Genomic DNA, 17,820 nt, shown 5'->3' with positions numbered 1-17,820 from the left:
GTTCACGAGGTCCTGGTCAGGTCGATGACCACCTTGCCGGTGGTGCGCCGCTGCGCCACGCCGGTCAGGGCGGACGCCACCTCGGCGAGGGGATGGACGCGGGAGACGAGCGGGCGCATCCCGTCCCGGACCAGCCGGGCGAGCTCCCGGTCCCCGGCGGCCACCGCGTCCGGGGCGTACCGGCGCAGCATACGGATCTCGAAACCCCGCACCACCGCGTCCTTGAGCAGCACCAGGTTCAGGGGGATCCGGGGGATCCTTCCGTCGGCGTAGCCCACGGTCACGAACCGGCCGCCCCGGCGCAGCGCGCGCAGGGCGGCCTCGGCGTGGTCGCCGCCCACCGGGTCGACCACGAGGTGGACGCCGTCGCCGCCGGTCAGCTCCCGGATCCGCGTCTTCAGGTCCTCCCGGACGTAGTCGACGCCGGCCTGCGCGCCGAGTCGGCGGGCGACCGCGAGCCGCTCCCGGCTCGATGCCGCCGCGACGACGCGGATCCCCAGCCGGGTGGCGATGTCGACGGCCGCGGTGCCGACCCCGCCCGCCGCCCCGAGGACCGCCGCCCACTCCCCCGCCGCGCCCCGCCCGACCGTGACCAGGCAGTGGTAGGCGGTCGCGTACGTCACGTGGAAGGCGGCGGCATGGACCATGTCGAGCCCGTCGGGGACGGGGCGCAGACCCTCGACGGGCACCACGACCTGCTCGGCGAACGCCCCCGTCAGCACCGCTCCGGCCACCGCTGTGCCCACCGCAGGACCGGGCACCCCCGGCCCCAGCGCCGCCACGACACCGGCGAACTCGCTGCCCGGGGTGAACGGCGTCGGCACGGACACCTGGTAGCGGCCGGCCACGAGCAGCACGTCCGGGAAGTTGACCGCGGCGGCGTGCACCCGGACGAGTACCTCGCCGGGGCCGGGTTCCGGGTCGTCCAGCTCCACGACCTCCAGACCGTCCGGGGGCCCGTGGTGCGTACAGCGCGCGGCTCTCATGGTGTCCTCCCGGTGGTCGGTGTCACCGGGTCCCGGGGCAGGCCGAGGACCTGTTCGGCGATGGTGTTGCGCTGGATCTCGGCGGTGCCCGCCCCGATCGTCGAGGCCCGGGTGCGCAGGAAGCCCCACACCCAGCGCCCGCGCTGGACGGCGTGCGGATCGTGGCGGCCCAGCGTCCCGTACGGCCCCAGCAACTCCAGGGCGAACTCGTGCAGTTCCTGCTCGAAGGTCACGATGAACAACCGCGCCGTCGAGGAGGCCGGTCCCGGCTCGCCCTTCGCCAGGATGTCGGCGATGGTCCGCATCCCGGTCAGCCGCATGATCGTCACCCGGATCTCGAAGTCCGCGAGCCGGTCGCGCACCAGCGGGTCGGCGGTCGCCCCGCGTTCGTGCGCCAGCTCGACCAGCTCGTCGAGCACGCGCCGGTACAGGGCCGCCTGGTTCATCGCTCCGGCGGCACGCTCGTGGCCGAGGCTCGTCCGGACCAGCGGCCAGCCGCCGTTCTCGGGGCCGATCCGGTCGTCGACGGGTACCCGTACGTCGTCGAAGAAGATCTCGCAGAAGTGCGCGTCCCCGGTCAGGTCCCGCAGCGGGCGCACCTCGACTCCCGGGGCATGGGCGTCGATCAGCAGGTAACTGATGCCGTCCTGGCGGGAGCCGGGGGGTCCGGTGCGCACCAGCGTGAAGAGGACGTCGGCGATGTCGGCCGAACTGGTCCACACCTTCTGTCCGTTGACGACGTACGCGTCCCCCTCGCGGCGGGCCGTCGTACGAAGCGCCGGCAGGTCGGAGCCGGCCTCGGGCTCGGAGTAGCCCTGCGCCCACACGGAGTCCCCGCGCAGCATGGGGCGCAGGAAGCGCTCCTTCTGCCCGGGTGTGCCGTACGTGATCAGGGTGGGGGCCGCGATGCCGAGCCCGGTGCCGAGCGGGCCGGGCACCCGGGCGCGCGCGTACTCCTCCTGGTAGATCACCTGGCGGGCGAAGTCCAGGTCCATCCCGCCGTACGCGCGCGGCCAGCCCGGGCCCGCGTACCCGGCGTCGAACAGCGTGGCCAGCCAGGCCTTCTGCCAGGCCAGCCGGGCGACGGGGTCCTTCGGACGCCGGCCCGGATGGTGCTCGGTCAGGAAGGCGCGCAGAGCGGCCCGGAAGTCGTCGGCCGAACTCATCGGGCTCCACCGCCCGTTCAGCGCGGAGCCATACGGAGGGCGCCGTCGAGCCGCACCGTCTGGCCGTTGAGGTAGGGGTTCTCCAGCAGCTCCACGGCGAGGCGGGCGAAGTCGTCCGGGGCGCCGAGGCGCCCGGGGTGCGGGACGGTGGCGGCGAGGCCGTCGCGGATGTCGGCGCGCAGCCGGCCGAGCATGGGGGTGTCCATGATGCCCGGCGCGATGGTGTTCACCCGGATCTGCCAGCTCGCCAGGTCCCGGGCGGCGACCAGGGTCATGCCGTGGACGCCCGCCTTGGCGGCGGTGTAGGAGGTCTGGCCGATCTGGCCGTCGAAGGCGGCGACGGAGGCGGTCAGGACGACGGCCCCGCGGTCGCCGTCGACGACGTCGTTGCCGGAGAGGCGGGCGGCGGCCAGGCGCAGCACGTTGTAGCTGCCGATCAGGTTGACCCGTACGACCTCGGCGAACGAGGCGAGTTCGCCCGGGGTGCGGTCGCGGTCGATGATCCTGGCCCGGTCGCCGCCGCGTCCGGCGCAGTGCACGACGAAGCGCAGCGGTCCGAGTCGCCGTGCCGCGTCGAGGGCGGCGGTGACCGAGTCCTCGTCGGTGACGTCCGCGCGGACGAAGCGGGCCGCGTCGCCGAGTTCGGCGACCGCCTTGACGCCCTGCTCCTCGCAGATGTCGGCCAGTACGACACGGCCGCCCCGGTCGATGACGCGGCGCGCGGTGGCCAGTCCGAGGCCGGAGGCGCCGCCGGTGACCAGCGCCGCTGAACCGTCGATGTTCACTTGGATCTCCTTCGACCGTCGACCCTATTCAGTATACGCAATTACCTCTCATCGCACAGCAGTACGCCCCATGTCTCGCTGTAGAGACATGGGGCGGCCGGGAATCAGTATCAGTAAATAAGTGGCACCAGAGGGTCAGCGCCACCGGAGGATCAGTGCCACCAGGGGATCAGTGCGTCCAGGTGGCGGCGCATCCGGTGACGGGCGACCCCCGCGTCGCCCTGCACGATCGCGTCGAGGATGCGCTGGTGGACGTGCTGGACCTCGTCGGCCGCGGTGTCCCCGGGGAGCGGCCGGTCATGGCCGGAGGCGTGCCGGCGGAACAGCTCGGTGATGATGGCGAGGAAGAGCGAGAGCACCGGGTTGTCGGCCAGGTCGGCCAGTTCGGAGTGGAACAGGTCGGCCTTGCGGAGATCGCCGGCCGGGCCCTCGGTGGGCCGCCGGACGGCCTTGGCGAGGCGCTCGGCGACCTCCGTGTCACCCTCGCAGTGCCGGGCCGTGACCCGGGCGACCATGCCGAGTTCGATGGCGTTGCGGACGATCCGCAGGTCGTCGGCCGTGACGCCCTGGTACTCCAGGAAGAGCGCCATCGTGTCGATGCTGGCCTGCGGCTCGGGCGCGGTGACGACCAGCCCGCCGCCGGGCCCGCGGCGCATCCGGGCGACCTGGTGGTACTCCAGCAGCCGTACGGCCTCGCGCAGGACGGCCCGGCTGATCTCGTAGCGGGCCAGCAGATCCGCCTCCGAGCCGAGGACCATGCCGATCTGCCAGCCCCGCGCGGCGATGTCGTCGTGGATCCGGGCGGCCACCACTTCGGCGAGCTTGGCCCGCGGCCCCTCGACCAGTTCGGGCTCGACCACGTTGCCCGAGATCCGCTGACCGCGGCGGACGCGGTGCTTCTCGATCCAGGCCGCCACCGACTCCAGATGCGCGGTGAGTTCGGTCTGCGCGCGTGCGCCGTCGTCGGCGACGACGGCGTCGACCACGGCCCGGTGCTCACGGTGCGAGGTCTCCTTCGCCGCGTGCATCTCCGCCCGGGAGATACGCCGGGAGGTGTGCGCGTACCGGGCGGTCAGACGGGTGAGCACGTCGATGAACAGGTGCAGCACCGGGTTTCCCGAGAGCCGGCCGAGCACCGGATGCAGCGGGTCCTGCGAATGGACCGAGGGGTCGTCCCAGTGCGCGCGTTCGGAGTCGAGCGTGGCGCGGAGCGTGGCGATGCCCTCTTCGGTGATGCGGTCGGCGGCGAGTCCGGCGGCGATCGGTTCGAGGAGCCGGCGGGCCCGGAGCAGGTCCGTGACGCTGGTGCCGACGTACTCCAGGTAGATCACCATGGCCCGGGTCGCCGGTCCCGCGTCGGGCGCGCAGACGATCAGGCCGCCGCCCGGCCCGCGCCGCATCCTGGCGACCTGGTGGTGCTCCACCAGCCGCACCGCCTCGCGCAGCACCGCGCGGCTGACCCCGAGCCGCTCCCGCAGGTCCACCTCGGAGCCCAGCGACTCACCGACGGGCCAGCCCTGGCGGATCACGGTCGCCTCGATGCGCTGCGCGGTCTGCGCGGCCAGCTTGCCGACCGGGAGACCGGTCTCGCCGTCGGCGGGCTCGCGGTCGACGGCAGTCGCCATGGGCCAACTCCTCTGAGGGGACATTGCGGGTCCCCAGTCTAGTTGGCCGGCCACCAGGGCAGAGGACACGCGAGCCGGACACCCAGCAGCGAGATCGGGCTACTGATTCCACCTTCTGCCCGCTGGCAAACGACTCGATTGCCGGGTTAGAGTACCCTCATTTCGAGATCGCTTGCACGAGGACCAAGGAGTCGGCGGCGATGCGACTGGAACCCACACCCGGGCTCGAGGCGTTCCGGAGGAAAGTGCGCGCCTTCGTGGCGGAACACGCTCCCGGGACCAAGCCGCACTCCGGGGTGCGCGCACCGGACCCGGCGCTGATGCCGGCGATCCGGGCATGGACCGCGAAGCTGTACGAGGCGGGCCTCCTCGGCATCGACTGGCCCGCCGAGTACGGCGGCAGGCCCGACGCCCACCCCCTCGAACCGTCCGTCGTCGCCGAGGAGATCGCCCGCGCCCGCACCTGGCCGCCCGTCGGCGCGGCCGCGCTCGCCTCGGCGGCCCTCCTCGACTTCGGCACCGACGCGCAGCGGGCCCGCTTCCTGCCCCGCATCCGCACCTGCGAGGACGTGTGGTGCCAGCTGTTCAGCGAGCCGGAGGCGGGCAGCGACCTGGCGGCCTTGCGCACCCGCGCCCGCCGCGAGGGCGAGGGCGGCGAGGCGGTGTTCGTCGTCGACGGCCAGAAGGTGTGGACGACCAACGGCCGGCACGCGGACATGGGTTACCTGCTCGCGCGCACCGACGCGGACGCCCCGCGCCACCGGGGCATCACGGCGTTCGCCCTGGACATGCGCAGCCCCGGCGTCGCGGTGCGGCCGTTGCGCGAGCTCACCGGGACCAGCGACTTCAACGAGGTCTTCCTCGACGGCGTCCGGATCCCGGCCGACCGGGTGATCGGCCGGGTGAACGACGGCTGGCGGGTGGCGATGAGCAGCCTCGGCCGTGAACGATCCGGTGTGGCCGCGCGCGGCGCCGAGCTGTCCGCCGTCCTGGACGGCCTTCTGCGGCTCGCGCAGGAGACACCGGTCGGCGGCCGGCCCGCGCTCGACGACTCGGCGACCCGTCAGCGGCTCGGGGAGCTCGCCGCGCGGGTGCGGGTGAACGCCGCGATGACCTCCCTGGCGCAGTCGAGGATGCTGCACGGCACGGAACGGCCGGAGGACGCCCTGCTGGGCAAGATCTTCTTCAGCGAGCTCCATCACGACCTGGCCGACTTCGGGCTGCGTCTCCAGGGCACGGACGGGCTGCTCACCGAGGACGACCCGGGGGCGGTGGCGGACGGCTGGTGGCAGGACGCGCATCTGTACTCGCGTGCGTACACGATCGCGGGCGGGGCGAACGAGGTGCTGCGCGGCCAGGTCGCCGAACGGGGTCTTGGACTCCCGCGGGAGGCCCGTCGTCAGGGTTGAAAGATGACCGGGAGCGTGGCCGGAACCGACCTCGCGGCGGACCTGCCGGAGTTCCCCTTCCGACCGATCCGGCGCGTGCCCGTTCGCGCCGCCGCCCGGCCTGCTGGAACGCCACGGCCCTGAGAAGGCCGCCGTCCGCGCCGCCGCTGCGCCTGTCCTACTCCGCCTTCCTCAGCAGCATCGCCCCCGACGGCACTCCCCCGCCCGCCGTGACCACCGCCACCCGGGCGCCTTCGACCTGGCGCCCGTGCGCGTCGCCGCGCAGCTGGCTCATCGCCTCGCGGACGAAGCCGAAGCCGTGCAGCCGGCCCGCCGAGAGCTGGCCGCCGTGCGGGTTGAGCGGGAGGTCGCCGTCGAGGGCGATGGTCCGGCCGCCGGCGATGAAGTCGGTCGCCTCACCCGGTCCGCAGAAGCCGAGACCCTCGATCCAGGACAGGGCGTTGAAGGTGAACCCGTCGTAGAGCAGGGCGACGTCGACGTCGGCGGGGGTGAGGCCGGTACGGCTCCACAGGTGCGCGGAGGGGCCGTGCGACTGCGGCAGGTGGGTCAGGGTGTCCTGGTCCCAGCTGAGCCGTTCGAGTACGGCCGTGCCGACGGACTCGACCAGGACGGGCGGCCGGGGCCGGTCGTACGCGGTCTCGATCGACGAGACGACGACGGCCACCGCGCCGTCGCAGGGCACGTCGCAGTCGTAGAGGCCGAACGGGGTCGTGATCACGCGGGCGTCGAAGTAGTCGTCGAGCGTCATCGGGTCGCGGTGCAGGGCCTCGGGGTTGCGGGCCGCGTTCGCCCGCGCGGTGACGGCGATCGCGCCGAGGGCCTCGCGGCCGACGCCGTACCGGTGCAGGTAGTGCGAGGCGTGGCAGCCGATCCACTGGGCGGCGGACATGGCGCCGAAGGGCGCCCGGAACTCGAACATGCCCGTGGCGCGTCCGCCGCCGGACTGCCACTGCCCGGACCGCCGCAGGGCGCCGTGCGAGGACTCCCACACCGTGCGGAAGCACAGCACGTGCCGGCACAGCCCGGCGGCGACCGCGAGCATGCCGGCGGTGATCGAGCCGATCTGGCCCGGCACTTCGCGGGCGCCGTTGACCCAGGTGGGGCGCAGTTGCAGGGCCTCGGTCAGGGCGGTGACGCCGCCTTCGCTCATGCCGTCGGGGCTCGGTCCCGGGTAGGTGGAGAGCCCGTCGACCTCGTCCGGGCGAAGGCCCGCGTCCGCGAGCGCGGCCAGGCACGCGTCGACCGTCAGCGAGAGCGGGTCGACCATCAGGCGCCGCCCCACCCGTGACTGCCCCACGCCGGTCAGCGCCACCCGGTCCTCGTACTTGCGGGGGGAGGCCATGGGGCGTACACGGGCGCCGATGTCGCGTGGCTCGGGCAGCGGGCCCGGACCGTCGGCCGCCGGATCGGGCTCGAACAGCGGCAGGTACACGTCCTGTTGCCGCTCGAAGCGCACCCTGACCGGCATGCCGACGTACACCTCGTCCGTCGCGCAGCCGACGACGTTGGTCGTCAGGCGCGCCCGGTCGTCCTCGGCGAGGGCGACCACGGCGACGACGTACGGCGGCGGGAACCCCGGCAGCCAGTTCTGGTGGTTGACGCTGAACCCGACGACCACCGCCCGGCCCGAGACGGGGGCGAGCGCAACGGCGCGGCCACGGCAGGAGGGGCACAGCGGCAGCGGCGGATGGAAGTACCGCCCGCAGTCCGCGCAGTGGGAGACGCGCAGCACGCCGTCGGCCCCCGAGGCCCAGAACCCGGCGCTGGCGAGGGTCGGTTGGGGCAGCGGACGTTCGGTCATCGCAGCAGCTCGATGACGGTGGCGTTCGCGGTGCCGCCGCCCTCGCACATGGTCTGGAGGCCGTAGCGCAGGTTCTCGCGCCGCATCCGGGCCAGCAGCCGGGTCATCAGGATGGCGCCGGACCCGCCGAGCGGGTGGCCCACCGCGATCGCGCCGCCCAGCGGGTTGAGCCGCCCGGGGTCGGCCCCGGTCTCGGCCAGCCAGGCCAACGGCACCGGTGCGAAGGCCTCGTTGACCTCGTACACGCCGATGTCGGCGAGGGTCAGCCCGGAGCGGCGCAGCACCTTCTCGGTGGCGGGGATCGGACCGAGCAGCATGGTGATCGGGTCCGCGCCGCTGACCGCTCCGGTGTGGTAGCGGGCGATCGGGGCGAGACCCAGCTCACGGGCCCGTTGCGGGGTGGTGACGAGCAGGGCTGCCGCGCCGTCGGAGATCTGGGAGGCGTTCCCGGCGTGGATCACGCCGTCCTCCCGGAACGACGGCTTGAGCCTCGCCAGCGTCTCGACCGACGTCCCCCGCCGCAGCCCCTCGTCCGCGGTGAACCCGGCGCCGTCGACCTCGACCGGCACGAGGTGGTCGTCGAAGACGCCCGCGTCGATCGCCGCGGCGGCCTTCGCGTGCGACCCGGCGGCGAACTCGTCGAGCCGGGTACGGCTCAACCCCCAGCGTTCGGCGATCAGTTCGGCGCCGACGCCCTGGTTGAACTCGAACCCGTCGTAGCGGGCGAGGACGCCGGGCCCGTACGGCTGTCCCGTGGTGCGGTGCGAGCCGAGCGGCACCCGGCTCATCGTCTCCACTCCGCCCGCGACCACGAGGTCGTACTGGCCGGCCATCACGGCGTGGGCGGCCTGGTCGACCGCCTGCTGGCCGGAGCCGCAGGCCCGGTTGACCGTGACGGCGGGGACGTGTTCGGGCCAGCCGGCGGCGAGCACCGCGGACCGGCCGACGTTGCTGGACTGGTCGCCGATCTGGGTCACACAGCCCCAGACCACGTCGTCCACCGTGCCGGGGTCCACCCCGGTGCGCTCGACGAGGGCGTTCAGCACCCGGGCCGACAGGTCCGCCGCGTGCACCGGGGCGAGCGAGCCGCCCCGCTTGCCGATCGGGGTGCGGACGGCGTCGACGATGACGGCGTCTGGCATGGAAGCTCCTTCGGGTCAGTCGGAGAACTGCGCGGCGGGGTCGACACCCCAGTCCCGGAACACGGCCCCGGTGTCGGCGCCGACCGCCGGCGCCGCGCGGCCCGCGCTCGACGGGGTCGCCGAGAACCGGGGGGCGGCGGCGGGCTGGACCACCCCGTCGCGGGCGAAGAGACTCGCGCGCGCGGCCAGATGGGGGTGGGCGGCCGCCTCGGTGAGGCTCAGGACGGGTGCCACGCAGGCGTCGGTGCCCTCGAACAGCTCCGCCCACTCGTCCCGGGTGCGCTGCGCGAAGCGCCGCGTCAGCAGCCGGCGCAGCCGCGGCCAGGTCGACCGGTCGTGCTGCCGGTCCGGGTCCACGTCCAGGCCGAGCAGTTCGACCAGGCTTCGGTAGAACGGCCGTTCCAGCGCGCCGACGGCGATGTGACGGCCGTCCCTGGTCGCGTACACGGCGTAGAAGGGCCAGCCGCCGTCGAACCGGTTGACGCCCCGTTCGTCGCTCCACTCGCCGCGCCCGAGCTTGGCGAAGGTGCTGGCGAGCAGGTGCGCGGTGCCGTCGACGACGGCCGCGTCGACGACCTGGCCGCGGCCGGTGCGGGCGGTGGCGTGCAGGGCGGCGAGTACGCCGATCACGAGGTAGCAGCCGCCGCCCCCGAAGTCGCCGACGAGGTTCAGCGGGATCCGCGGCGGGCCGCCCGCCTCCCCGATGGCGCCGAGCGCGCCGGTCAGCGCGATGTAGGTGATGTCGTGTCCGGCCGAGGCGGCGAGCGGTCCCTCCTGTCCCCAGCCGGTCATCCGGCCGTAGACCAGTCGGGGGTTGCGGGCCAGGCAGTCGTGCGGCCCGATGCCCAGGCGTTCGGTGACGCCGGGACGGAACCCCTCGATCAGCACGTCCGCACGCTCGACGAGCCGCAGGAGCGCGGCGCTCGCGGCCGGGTCCTTCAGGTCGAGGACGACGGACCGCTTCCCCCGGCCCAGCACGTCCGCCGGTCCGCCCGCGTCCGGTTCGCCGGCCCGCTCGGGCCGGTCCACGCGGACGACCTCGGCGCCCAGGTCGGCCAGCAGCATCCCGGCGAACGGCCCCGGTCCGATGCCGCCGAGTTCGACGACCCGGCAGCCGGCGAGCGGTCCTGTCGTCATGGTCAGCGTCCCTTCCAGACCGGCGCCCGCTTCTCGGCGAAGGCCGCCGCCCCTTCGCGGGCGTCCTGCGACCGGAACACCGGCTCGGCGATGTCGAACTGCCGGCCCCAGGCCTCCTCCGGCGTCCAGTCGGCGGTGGAGCGGGCGATCCGCTTCGTCGCCTCGACCGCCAACGGGCCGTTCGCGGCGATGGCCGCGGCGAGTTCGAGCGCGCCGTCGAGCGCGCCGCCCTCGTCGGTGAGCCGGTTGACCAGGCCGTGCGCGGCGGCTCGCTCCGCGTCGATCGGCGCGCCCGTGAGCAGCAGTTCCAGGGCGATCGCGTACGGGATCCGGCGCGGCAGATGGAGGGCGGCGCCCGCCCGCGCGACCAGCGACCGGGTCACCTCCGGCACGCCGAGCCGGGCGGTGCGGGCGGCGACCACCAGGTCGCAGGCCAGCAGCAGTTCGAAGCCGCCGGCCAGGGCCCAGCCCTCCACCGCGGCGATCAGCGGCTTGCGCGGCGGCGTCATGCTGATCCCGCACAGGCCGCGGCCCGTGATCGCGGGTGTCTCGCCCCGCAGCCACGCCTCGAGGTCCATCCCCGCCGAGAACGTGCCGCCCGCCCCCGTGAGCACGCCGACCCGCAACCCGTCCGACGCGTCGAGCTCGTCCACCGCGGCCGCCACTGCGGCGGCCACTCGTGCGTCCAGCGCGTTCTTCTTCCCCGGGCGGTTGATCGTGATGATCTGGACCGCGCCTCGGCGCTCCACCAGTACCTCGTCGGACACGCCTACCTCCTCGCCTCGTGCGGTTGATCGCCGGTGCCGGCGAATCGGGCCAGTTCGTGGGCGACCATGCCGTCCAGATCGGCGGCGGGCGGCGCCGGGAGCCGGACGGCGCGGTGGCGGGTCGGCAGCAGGACGACGGCCGTACCGGGGGTGGTGACCTCGCCCCGCTGGTTCTCGCACCGCACGTCGACGTGCACCTCGGCCCGCCCGTCCACCCGGCGTTTGCCGACGACCGTGCCGCGCACCCAGGTGGTGTCGCCCAGGTAGTTGAACTTGCGGTGCTCGCAGCGCAGTTTCCACAGCCAGCCGTCGTCGCCCATCCAGTCGGTGAGCAGATGGCACAGCCAGGTCTCGCGCATGCCGCCGTAGTCGTAGGGGCCCGGCAGGCCCAGCTCCCGTGCCCGCTCCGGCTCCCAGTGCAGGCGCTGCACGGTGTCGGGGACGTTCAGCGGGTTCGGCGGATAGAGGCCGGGCGCCTTGCGCCGGACCCTCGCGGCGATCCCGAACGCGCCGGGCGGGGTGAGCTGCATGCCCCAGCCCAGATGCCAGACGACCACGTCGGTGGTGGTCAGCGGCCCCTTCACCCGGGGCTGGAGCTCCTCGCCGATCTCGACGTCCTCCCAGTGCCGGGGAAGGGCGCCGCGTCGGCTCTCGGCCGCGTACGCCGCGTCGATCTCGGCGAGTTGCGCCGGCGTGTAGGGCGGTTGGACGAGTCGCTCCTTGGCCCTCGCCTTCGAGGTGTGCCGCTCGGCGTTGATCCAGGTGCCCCGCCGCAGGGCGTGCATCTCGCCGCGCCCGTCGGCGTAGAGGTAGTCGCGCACGACATGCGCGGTGCGCCCGCCGAAGCTGCTGGGCTTGAGGTGCACGCCCACCTGGGTCTGCAACACCCGGCACCGGTCGCCGAGTCGAAGGGGACGCCACCACTCGAACTCCATCACCGCCTGGTAGGAGCCGAGTCCGGCGAACGGGTCGCCCCTCAGCAGCGCCCTGGTCCGCGGGTCCGGTGCCGGGGCGGCGTCCTCCCCCATCGTGTACAGGAAGGTGGGCGGTGCGACGAGCGAGCCCCAGCGGGTCGTGGCCGCGTACTCCGGGTCGCCGTAGAGGGGGTTGTCGTCGCCGTAGCCGTACGCGAAGTGGCGTACACCGTCCCGCGTCACCTCGTAGTTGTGCGGGGGGTTGCGTTGCGGCTGGGGGACGCCGAGGCGGCGGCGGGAGCGCTCCACCGCCTCGTCGGTCAGCACGCCGAAGCGTTCGTCGGCGGTCGTCATCGCTGGTCCTCCCTGGTGAGTCCGGCCCGCACGAGATCCAGCAGCTCCACGCGGCTCACCTTGCTCGACGGGGTACGGGGCAGTGCGTCGAGGACGACGATGTGCGCCGGCACCTCGTACGGGGTGAGCCGGCCGCGGCAGTGGGCGACGAGTTCGGCGGCGTCCGGGGCGGGCCGGGCCGGCTCGACCTCGACGGCCGCGACCGGCACCTCGCCCAGCCTCGCGTCCGGCAGCCCCGCCACCGCGGCCTCCCGTACCGCCGGGTGCGTCTCCAGCGCGCGTGCGACCGTCTCCGGCTGCACCTTGAAGCCGCCGCGGATGATGGCGTCGTCCGCGCGTCCCTCGATCCAGACGAACCGGTCCGCGTCGATCCGGGCGAGATCGCTGGTACGCACCCAGGCCCGGCCGCCCCGGGTGCTCTGCTCGGTCCGGACCTCCAGGCGTCCCGTGGCCCCGACCGGAAGTTCGGCTCCGTCCTCGCCGGTCACCCGCAGCTCGACGCCGTCGTAGGCGCGTCCGGCGCTGCCCGCCTTGCGCCGCCACCACCGCTCGTGCAAGGGCAGCGTCCAGCCGGCCACCGCGCCGGCGAACTCGGTGGCCCCGTAGGTCATCAGGACGGGGACGCCGTACGTGCGCAGGAAGGCGTCGGCGAGTTCGGCCGGGCAGGGCGCCGTGCCGGAGGTGACGACCTGGAGGCTCGCCAGCCGCTCCTTCGGGACCCCGGCGTCGAGTACGGCGCGCAGGGCGGCCGGCACCAGACTCGCCGCCCTCAGCCCGTGCCGTTCCACGGCGCCCACCCACGGTTCGACGGCGAACCTGGGCATCAGCAGCATGCGGCGCCCGGTCGCGAGAGCGGCGAGCGCCCGCCACAGCCCGCCGATGTGCACGAGCGGGGTGGCCACGAGCGACGCCGACCGCGACAGCAGCCGTTCGGGCTTCGGGATCTGTCCGCCGGAGACCAGCGCCTGGTCGAGCTGGCCGATGCGCAGCGGGACGCGCTTGGGGGGCCCGGTGGTGCCGGAGGTGAGCATCTCCACGGCGACACCGGGGTCGGCGGGCGCCCCGGCGGGCGCCGTGCCGCCCGCGGGCCGCAGGGTGCCGTCCGTGCCCAGCTCCAGGGCGGCGCCCCGGGCGGTCACCGCCGCGAGAACGCCCTCACGGGCCAGCGGTCCGGCGCCGGAGACGACCACCGGCGGCTCGCAGGCGGCGATGTCGGCCGCGAGCCGCACGGCGGGCTGCAGCGGGCTCAGCATCACCAGGCACCGCCCGGAGGCGATCACCGCGGCGACCACGGCGATGTGCTCGGGCCGGTTCTCCAGGACGACGCCGACGCGGGCGCCGTCCCGCGCGCCCATCGCGTCGAGTGCCTCGACCAGGCCCCGCGCGGTCCGCTGGACCTGCCCCCAGGTCCACCACCCGCCGTCGTACTCGATCGCCTCGGCGTCGGCGGCGGCCTCGGTCAGCAGCCGGGACAGGCGGTCGCGAATTCCCATGGGTTCAGCCTCCCGTCGCCGTGGTCACGGAGATGCCGACCAGGTCGGCCAGCCGTCCGCGGTGCGCGGCGGGGCTGCCGAAGAGCTGCTCGGACGACTTCGCGCGCCTGAGATGGAGGTGTGCGTCGTGTTCCCACGTGCAGCCGATGCCGCCGTGGATCTGGATGTTCTCCTTGGCCGCGTGGGTGAAGGCGTCGGCGCAGTACGCCGCGGCGATCGCGGCGGACACGGACAGTTCGTCCGGTCGCCCGGCCCTCGCCGTCGCCGACGGCGGTCGCCCGCCCGCTGTCCCGGCGGCCACGGACATCGCGTGGTACGCCGCCGACCGCGCGGCCTCGACCTTCAGCAGCATGTCGGCGCACTTGTGCTTGACCGCCTGGAACGACCCGATGGGACGGCCGAACTGCACCCGCGTCCCGGCGTACCCCACCGCCGCGTCCAGACACGCCCGCGCGCCGCCGACCTGCTCGGCGGCCAGTGCCACGGCCGCGAGGTCGAGCACCGTGCGCAGATACCCGGTGGCGTCGCCCGGCGGGCCGACCCGCAGCGCCGGGGCGCCGTCGAGGTCGATCCGCGCCAGGCGTCGCGTCGGGTCGAGTGTCTCCAGGCGGGTGCGGGTCACTCCGGGCGCGGCGCCGTCGACGGCGAACAGCGCGGGGCCGCCGGCCGCGCGGGCCACGACCAGGACCAGGCCGGCGCTGTGCCCGTCGACGACGAACATCTTCGTGCCCGAGACCCGCCAGGCGTCGTCGCCGGGCACGGCCTCGGCCGCGACGTCCGCGACGTTCCACGATCCGCTCTCCTCGGCCAGCGCCAGCGTGCCGGTCAGCGAGCCGTCGGCGATCGCGGGCAGCCAGCGTGCCTTCGCCGCGTCGTCGCCGGACGCGGCGAGGGCCTGTCCGGCCAGGGCCACGGTGGCGAAGTACGGCGAGGGCAGCAGGACCCGGCCGAGTTCCTCGAGGACGATGCCCAGCTCGACGGGGCCCCCGCCGGAGCCGCCGTACTGCTGTGGCAACGCCATTGCGTGCAGGCCCAGTTGGCCCGCCATCCGGTGCCAGAGCGCCGGATCGTGGCCCGGTGCGGAATCCATGACCCGGCGGACCGCCTCGCTCGGCGCCTTGTCCGCGAGGAAGCGGCGCAGGGTCGAGCGGAGCTCTTCGTGCTCCTCGGTGAAGGTGAGGAGGGAGATGGGGTGGGAGATGGCCGGGGAGGTGGGATGGGGGGTGGGTTCGGAGGTGGAGGCGGAGGTCGGTGCCACGTCTTCCCGTCCTGGGCTGTCACTGGGCTGTCACTGGGCCGTCTTCGACCGCAGGTAGGCGGAGAGGTCGGGGATCCGGGCGCGGTCCACGATCTCGATCCGGAGCCCGCAGGGGGCCAGGTGGTAGGCGAAGACCGACGGTGTCCCGTCGATCACCGCGCAGGCCTCCAGGGCGAAACCGGACTCCGCCAGCCGGTGCGACGTCGTCGCGAGGTCGTCGCAGAAGTAGCCGAGGTGGTGCGTCGCGAGGTGCGCGGACGCCGTCCACGGTGTCCCGGGGATCTCCTGGACGAGTTCGATGTGCGGGGCGTCCAGCGAGTACGCGTAGCGGAGGTTCAGCACCCGGTCGCCGTCCGCCAGCCGGACCGGCAGCCGTGCGGACAGGGTCGCGGTCCACCGGTGTCCGGCGACCGCGCCCATCCGGGCCTTCCAGGCGTCGACGTCCGGGACGACGATGCCGGTGTGGTAGAGGTCCGCCGCTCGCAGGGGAGGCGTCATGACCGGCCCCTCACCACTGGAGCCGGAGCGACTTGATGCCGTACATGTTCCCGTGCTGCCGGAGGTCCTGGCCGGGTGCGATCCGGTAGCCGGGGATGCGCCGGTGCCATTCCTCGACCGCCACGTTGAGTTCGAGGCGGGCGAGGTGCGAGCCCAGACAGCGGTGCGGGCCCGAGCCGAACGCGATGTGGTGGGTGTCCCTGCGGTGCAGGTCCACCTCCAGCGGGTTGTCGTAGCGTCGCGGATCGCGGTTGGTGACCGCCAGCGGGAGCATCACCATCTCGCCCGCCCGGACCGGACAGCCGCCGATCTCGACGTCCTTCGTCGCCTTGCGGGCCGGGACGACGAACGAGTAGACGCGGAGGATCTCCTCCACCGCGGTGGGGACGAGCGACGGGTCGGCGAGGATCTCCGCCCGCTGCTGAGGATGCGTGGCGAAGTGGTACAGCGCCCAGCCGATCGAGATCGGGACCGTGTCGAAGCCCGCCTGGAACATCAGGACGCAGAAGGCGTGCATGTCCCGGTCGCCGATCGGCTCGTCGTCGATCGTCCAGGTCATGGCGTGCGAGAGCAGGTCGTCGCGCGGCGTCGTGCGGCGCAGGGCGATCTGCCGCTCGAAGTACGAGGACACCTCCCGCATCGCGGTCAACTGCCGTGCCCCGTCCGGGTCCTCGGCGTGGGACAGGTGCAGCAGCTCGTGGGTCCACGCGAGGAAGACGGCCAGGTCCTCCTCCGGCAGACCCATCAGGCGCATGAAGATCAGGGTCGGGAATCGGCGCGCGAACTCGTCCAGCACCTCGGCGCCTTCGCGGCCCTTCAGAGCGTCGATCAGCTCCGCCGCGACCTGGCGGATCTCCGGTTCCCGGGCGGCGACGGTGGCAGGCGAGAAGTAGCGGCCGAGCAGCCGCCGCCACACGTTGTGCAGGGGCGGGTCCAGCATCTCGGGGATCCACAGGAACTCGGGGTCCGCCTCGAGCGCGGTGACCGACCTGTTGGAGAAGGTCCGCCAGTCCTGCAGTGCCTTCTGCACCTGCGGGCCGTCCGTGACGACCCAGTAGCCGCGGGCGACGGTGCTGCGGAACCCGGAGTGGGCGCCGGCCAGTTCGTCCCAGCGTTCCTGGTGGCTGAGGACCGGGCCGCCGAGCCGGTTGTCGAAGTGGTAGGCGGGCAGGCCCTCGTGGGTTGCGTCGGGTTCGGGCGTCGTACGCATCACGGCTCCTCTCGTCGTGCGTCCGGTCCGTCCGTCACGTCGCCGCACCGTCGATCTTGAGCGCCATCAGCTCGTCCTCGGTGAGGCCGAGCGAGCGCAGGACCTCGTCGGTGTGCTCCGCGAACCGGGGTGCCCGGGTGAGGCCGGCCGGCGTCTCGTCGAACTGGACCGGGCTCGCGACCAGTTCACGGTCGACTCCGTCGGCGTCCACCACGGGCGCGATCAGACCGTTGGCGCGCAGCGCGGGATCCTGGCCGACCTCCCAGGCGTTCTGTACGGCCGCCCACTGGCCCTCTCCTCGGGAGAGGATCTCGGTCCACTCCGCGAGGGGGCGGGCCGCGATGATGCCGGCGACGATCCCGGCGGCTTCGGCGGCGTTGGCCATCAGCTTCCCGGTGCTGTCGAAGCGTGTGTCGCCGCTCAGTTCCTCGCGTCCGGCCAGCCTGCAGAATTCCGCCCAGTACCGGCCGGGTTGAAGCATCGACAGCTCGATCCAGCGGCCGTCCGAGGTGCGGTAGGCCCCGATCAGCGGGTTGGCGTGCGAGCCGTGCCGGGGCCGGGCGGGCGCGGGGAGCGGGCCGCCGGTCATCAGCGCGAGGTTGACCGTGAACTGGGTCGCCCAGGCGCCGACTCCGACCAACGAGACGTCCACGACGGACGGTCGACCGGCCGTGGCCCGGGAGTAGAGGGCGGCGGCGATGCCGCCGGCCAGCGTCATGCCGCCCATCGAGTCGCCGTAGGCGCCCGCGGGCATCCTGGTCATCCGGTCCGCGCCGGGCGGGGTGACACCGGCGGCGCTTCCGCCGCGGGCCCAGAAGGCCGTGCTGTCGTAACCGCCCTTGCCGGCCTCGTCCCCCCGGGCGCCGAAGCCGCTGCCGCGGACGTAGACGATGTCGGGGTTGACCGCCCGCACGTCCTCCAGGTCGATGCGCAGCTTCGCCCGTGCCTCCGGCAGGAAGTTCGTGAGGAACACGTCGCTGGTGCGGATCAGTTCCTCCAGCACGCGACGCGCGGAGGGCTTCTCCAGGGCGAGGCCGACGCTGCGTTTCCCGCGGTTGGGTCCCTCCATGATCGGGAAGAAGGACGACCCCTCGCTGGCGGCCTCGTAGCCGAGCACCCGGACCAGCCCGCGCTGGGCGTCGCCGCGCTCGGCGTGCTCGATCTTGATCACGTCGGCGCCCCAGTCGGCGAGCACGGCACCCGCCGCCGGGACGAAGGTGAACTGCGCGACTTCGAGCACCCGCACGCCCTCCATCGGCCTCTGCATCGGACCAA

The 17,820-nt window shown here is 73.8% G+C and carries 15 protein-coding genes; 1 reads left to right on the top strand and 14 read right to left on the bottom strand.

Annotated elements, in window-relative coordinates; translation table 11 throughout:
• Positions 1–2: 2 nt before the first annotated feature.
• From QQM72_RS13330 to QQM72_RS13315, 4 genes are all read right to left on the bottom strand, one after another.
• Positions 3–986: an NADPH:quinone oxidoreductase family protein gene (locus QQM72_RS13330; RefSeq protein ID WP_314221062.1), complete on the bottom strand. Its 984-nt coding sequence runs from the start codon at positions 984–986 to the stop codon at positions 3–5.
• Positions 983–2,152 (bottom strand): acyl-CoA dehydrogenase family protein, encoded by a 1,170-nt coding sequence (locus tag QQM72_RS13325; protein WP_314221061.1) that lies wholly within the window; start codon positions 2,150–2,152, stop codon positions 983–985. The genes QQM72_RS13330 and QQM72_RS13325 overlap by 4 nt, the downstream gene beginning before the upstream one ends.
• A 17-nt stretch (positions 2,153–2,169) precedes the next feature.
• Complete coding sequence (locus tag QQM72_RS13320) at positions 2,170–2,937, bottom strand: SDR family NAD(P)-dependent oxidoreductase (protein ID WP_314221060.1); 768 nt, start codon at positions 2,935–2,937, stop codon at positions 2,170–2,172.
• Between the two features lie 152 nt (positions 2,938–3,089).
• Positions 3,090–4,562, bottom strand: a complete 1,473-nt coding sequence (locus QQM72_RS13315; protein ID WP_314221059.1) for a FadR/GntR family transcriptional regulator — start codon at positions 4,560–4,562, stop codon at positions 3,090–3,092.
• Positions 4,563–4,762: 200 nt separating this feature from the next.
• Between QQM72_RS13315 and QQM72_RS13310 the strand changes: the two genes are divergently transcribed.
• Positions 4,763–5,971, top strand: coding sequence for an acyl-CoA dehydrogenase family protein (locus QQM72_RS13310; protein ID WP_314221058.1), 1,209 nt, complete (start codon positions 4,763–4,765; stop codon positions 5,969–5,971).
• 157 nt (positions 5,972–6,128) lie between these two features.
• Here the strand turns inward: QQM72_RS13310 and QQM72_RS13305 are convergent, their stop codons facing one another.
• The 10 genes from QQM72_RS13305 to QQM72_RS13260 form a co-directional block, all read right to left on the bottom strand.
• On the bottom strand, positions 6,129–7,772 hold the full coding sequence (locus QQM72_RS13305; RefSeq protein WP_314221057.1) for a thiolase C-terminal domain-containing protein: 1,644 nt from the start codon (positions 7,770–7,772) through the stop codon (positions 6,129–6,131).
• Positions 7,769–8,914, bottom strand: coding sequence for a thiolase family protein (locus QQM72_RS13300; protein ID WP_314221056.1), 1,146 nt, complete (start codon positions 8,912–8,914; stop codon positions 7,769–7,771). Before QQM72_RS13300 ends, QQM72_RS13305 begins: the two co-directional genes overlap by 4 nt.
• 15 nt (positions 8,915–8,929) lie before the next feature.
• Positions 8,930–10,051 carry a CaiB/BaiF CoA transferase family protein gene (locus QQM72_RS13295; protein WP_314221055.1) on the bottom strand — a complete coding sequence of 374 codons (1,122 nt, stop codon included), beginning with the start codon at positions 10,049–10,051 and terminating at the stop codon, positions 8,930–8,932.
• Positions 10,052–10,053: 2 nt separating this feature from the next.
• Positions 10,054–10,818, bottom strand: coding sequence for a crotonase/enoyl-CoA hydratase family protein (locus tag QQM72_RS13290; RefSeq protein WP_314221054.1), 765 nt, complete (start codon positions 10,816–10,818; stop codon positions 10,054–10,056).
• Positions 10,819–10,820: 2 nt separating this feature from the next.
• Positions 10,821–12,086, bottom strand: coding sequence for an FAS1-like dehydratase domain-containing protein (locus QQM72_RS13285; RefSeq protein WP_314221053.1), 1,266 nt, complete (start codon positions 12,084–12,086; stop codon positions 10,821–10,823).
• Positions 12,083–13,579 (bottom strand): class I adenylate-forming enzyme family protein, encoded by a 1,497-nt coding sequence (locus tag QQM72_RS13280; RefSeq protein WP_314221052.1) that lies wholly within the window; start codon positions 13,577–13,579, stop codon positions 12,083–12,085. Before QQM72_RS13280 ends, QQM72_RS13285 begins: the two co-directional genes overlap by 4 nt.
• Before the next feature lie 4 nt (positions 13,580–13,583).
• On the bottom strand, positions 13,584–14,768 hold the full coding sequence (locus QQM72_RS13275; RefSeq protein WP_314221094.1) for an acyl-CoA dehydrogenase family protein: 1,185 nt from the start codon (positions 14,766–14,768) through the stop codon (positions 13,584–13,586).
• A gap of 99 nt (positions 14,769–14,867) precedes the next feature.
• Complete coding sequence (locus QQM72_RS13270; RefSeq protein ID WP_314221051.1) at positions 14,868–15,335, bottom strand: VOC family protein; 468 nt, start codon at positions 15,333–15,335, stop codon at positions 14,868–14,870.
• Between the two features lie 10 nt (positions 15,336–15,345).
• Positions 15,346–16,545, bottom strand: a complete 1,200-nt coding sequence (locus QQM72_RS13265; RefSeq protein WP_314221050.1) for a cytochrome P450 — start codon at positions 16,543–16,545, stop codon at positions 15,346–15,348.
• Between the two features lie 34 nt (positions 16,546–16,579).
• Entirely contained in the window at positions 16,580–17,812 is a 1,233-nt protein-coding gene (locus QQM72_RS13260) for a CaiB/BaiF CoA transferase family protein (RefSeq protein ID WP_314221049.1), read from the bottom strand.
• Between the last annotated feature and the right edge of the window lie 8 nt (positions 17,813–17,820).

It is taken from the genome of Streptomyces zaehneri (assembly GCF_032248645.1).
Lineage (GTDB): Bacteria > Actinomycetota > Actinomycetes > Streptomycetales > Streptomycetaceae > Streptomyces > Streptomyces coriariae.
Note: the sequence above shows the minus strand (reverse complement) of the source record. Positions and strands in the feature narration are given on the sequence as shown.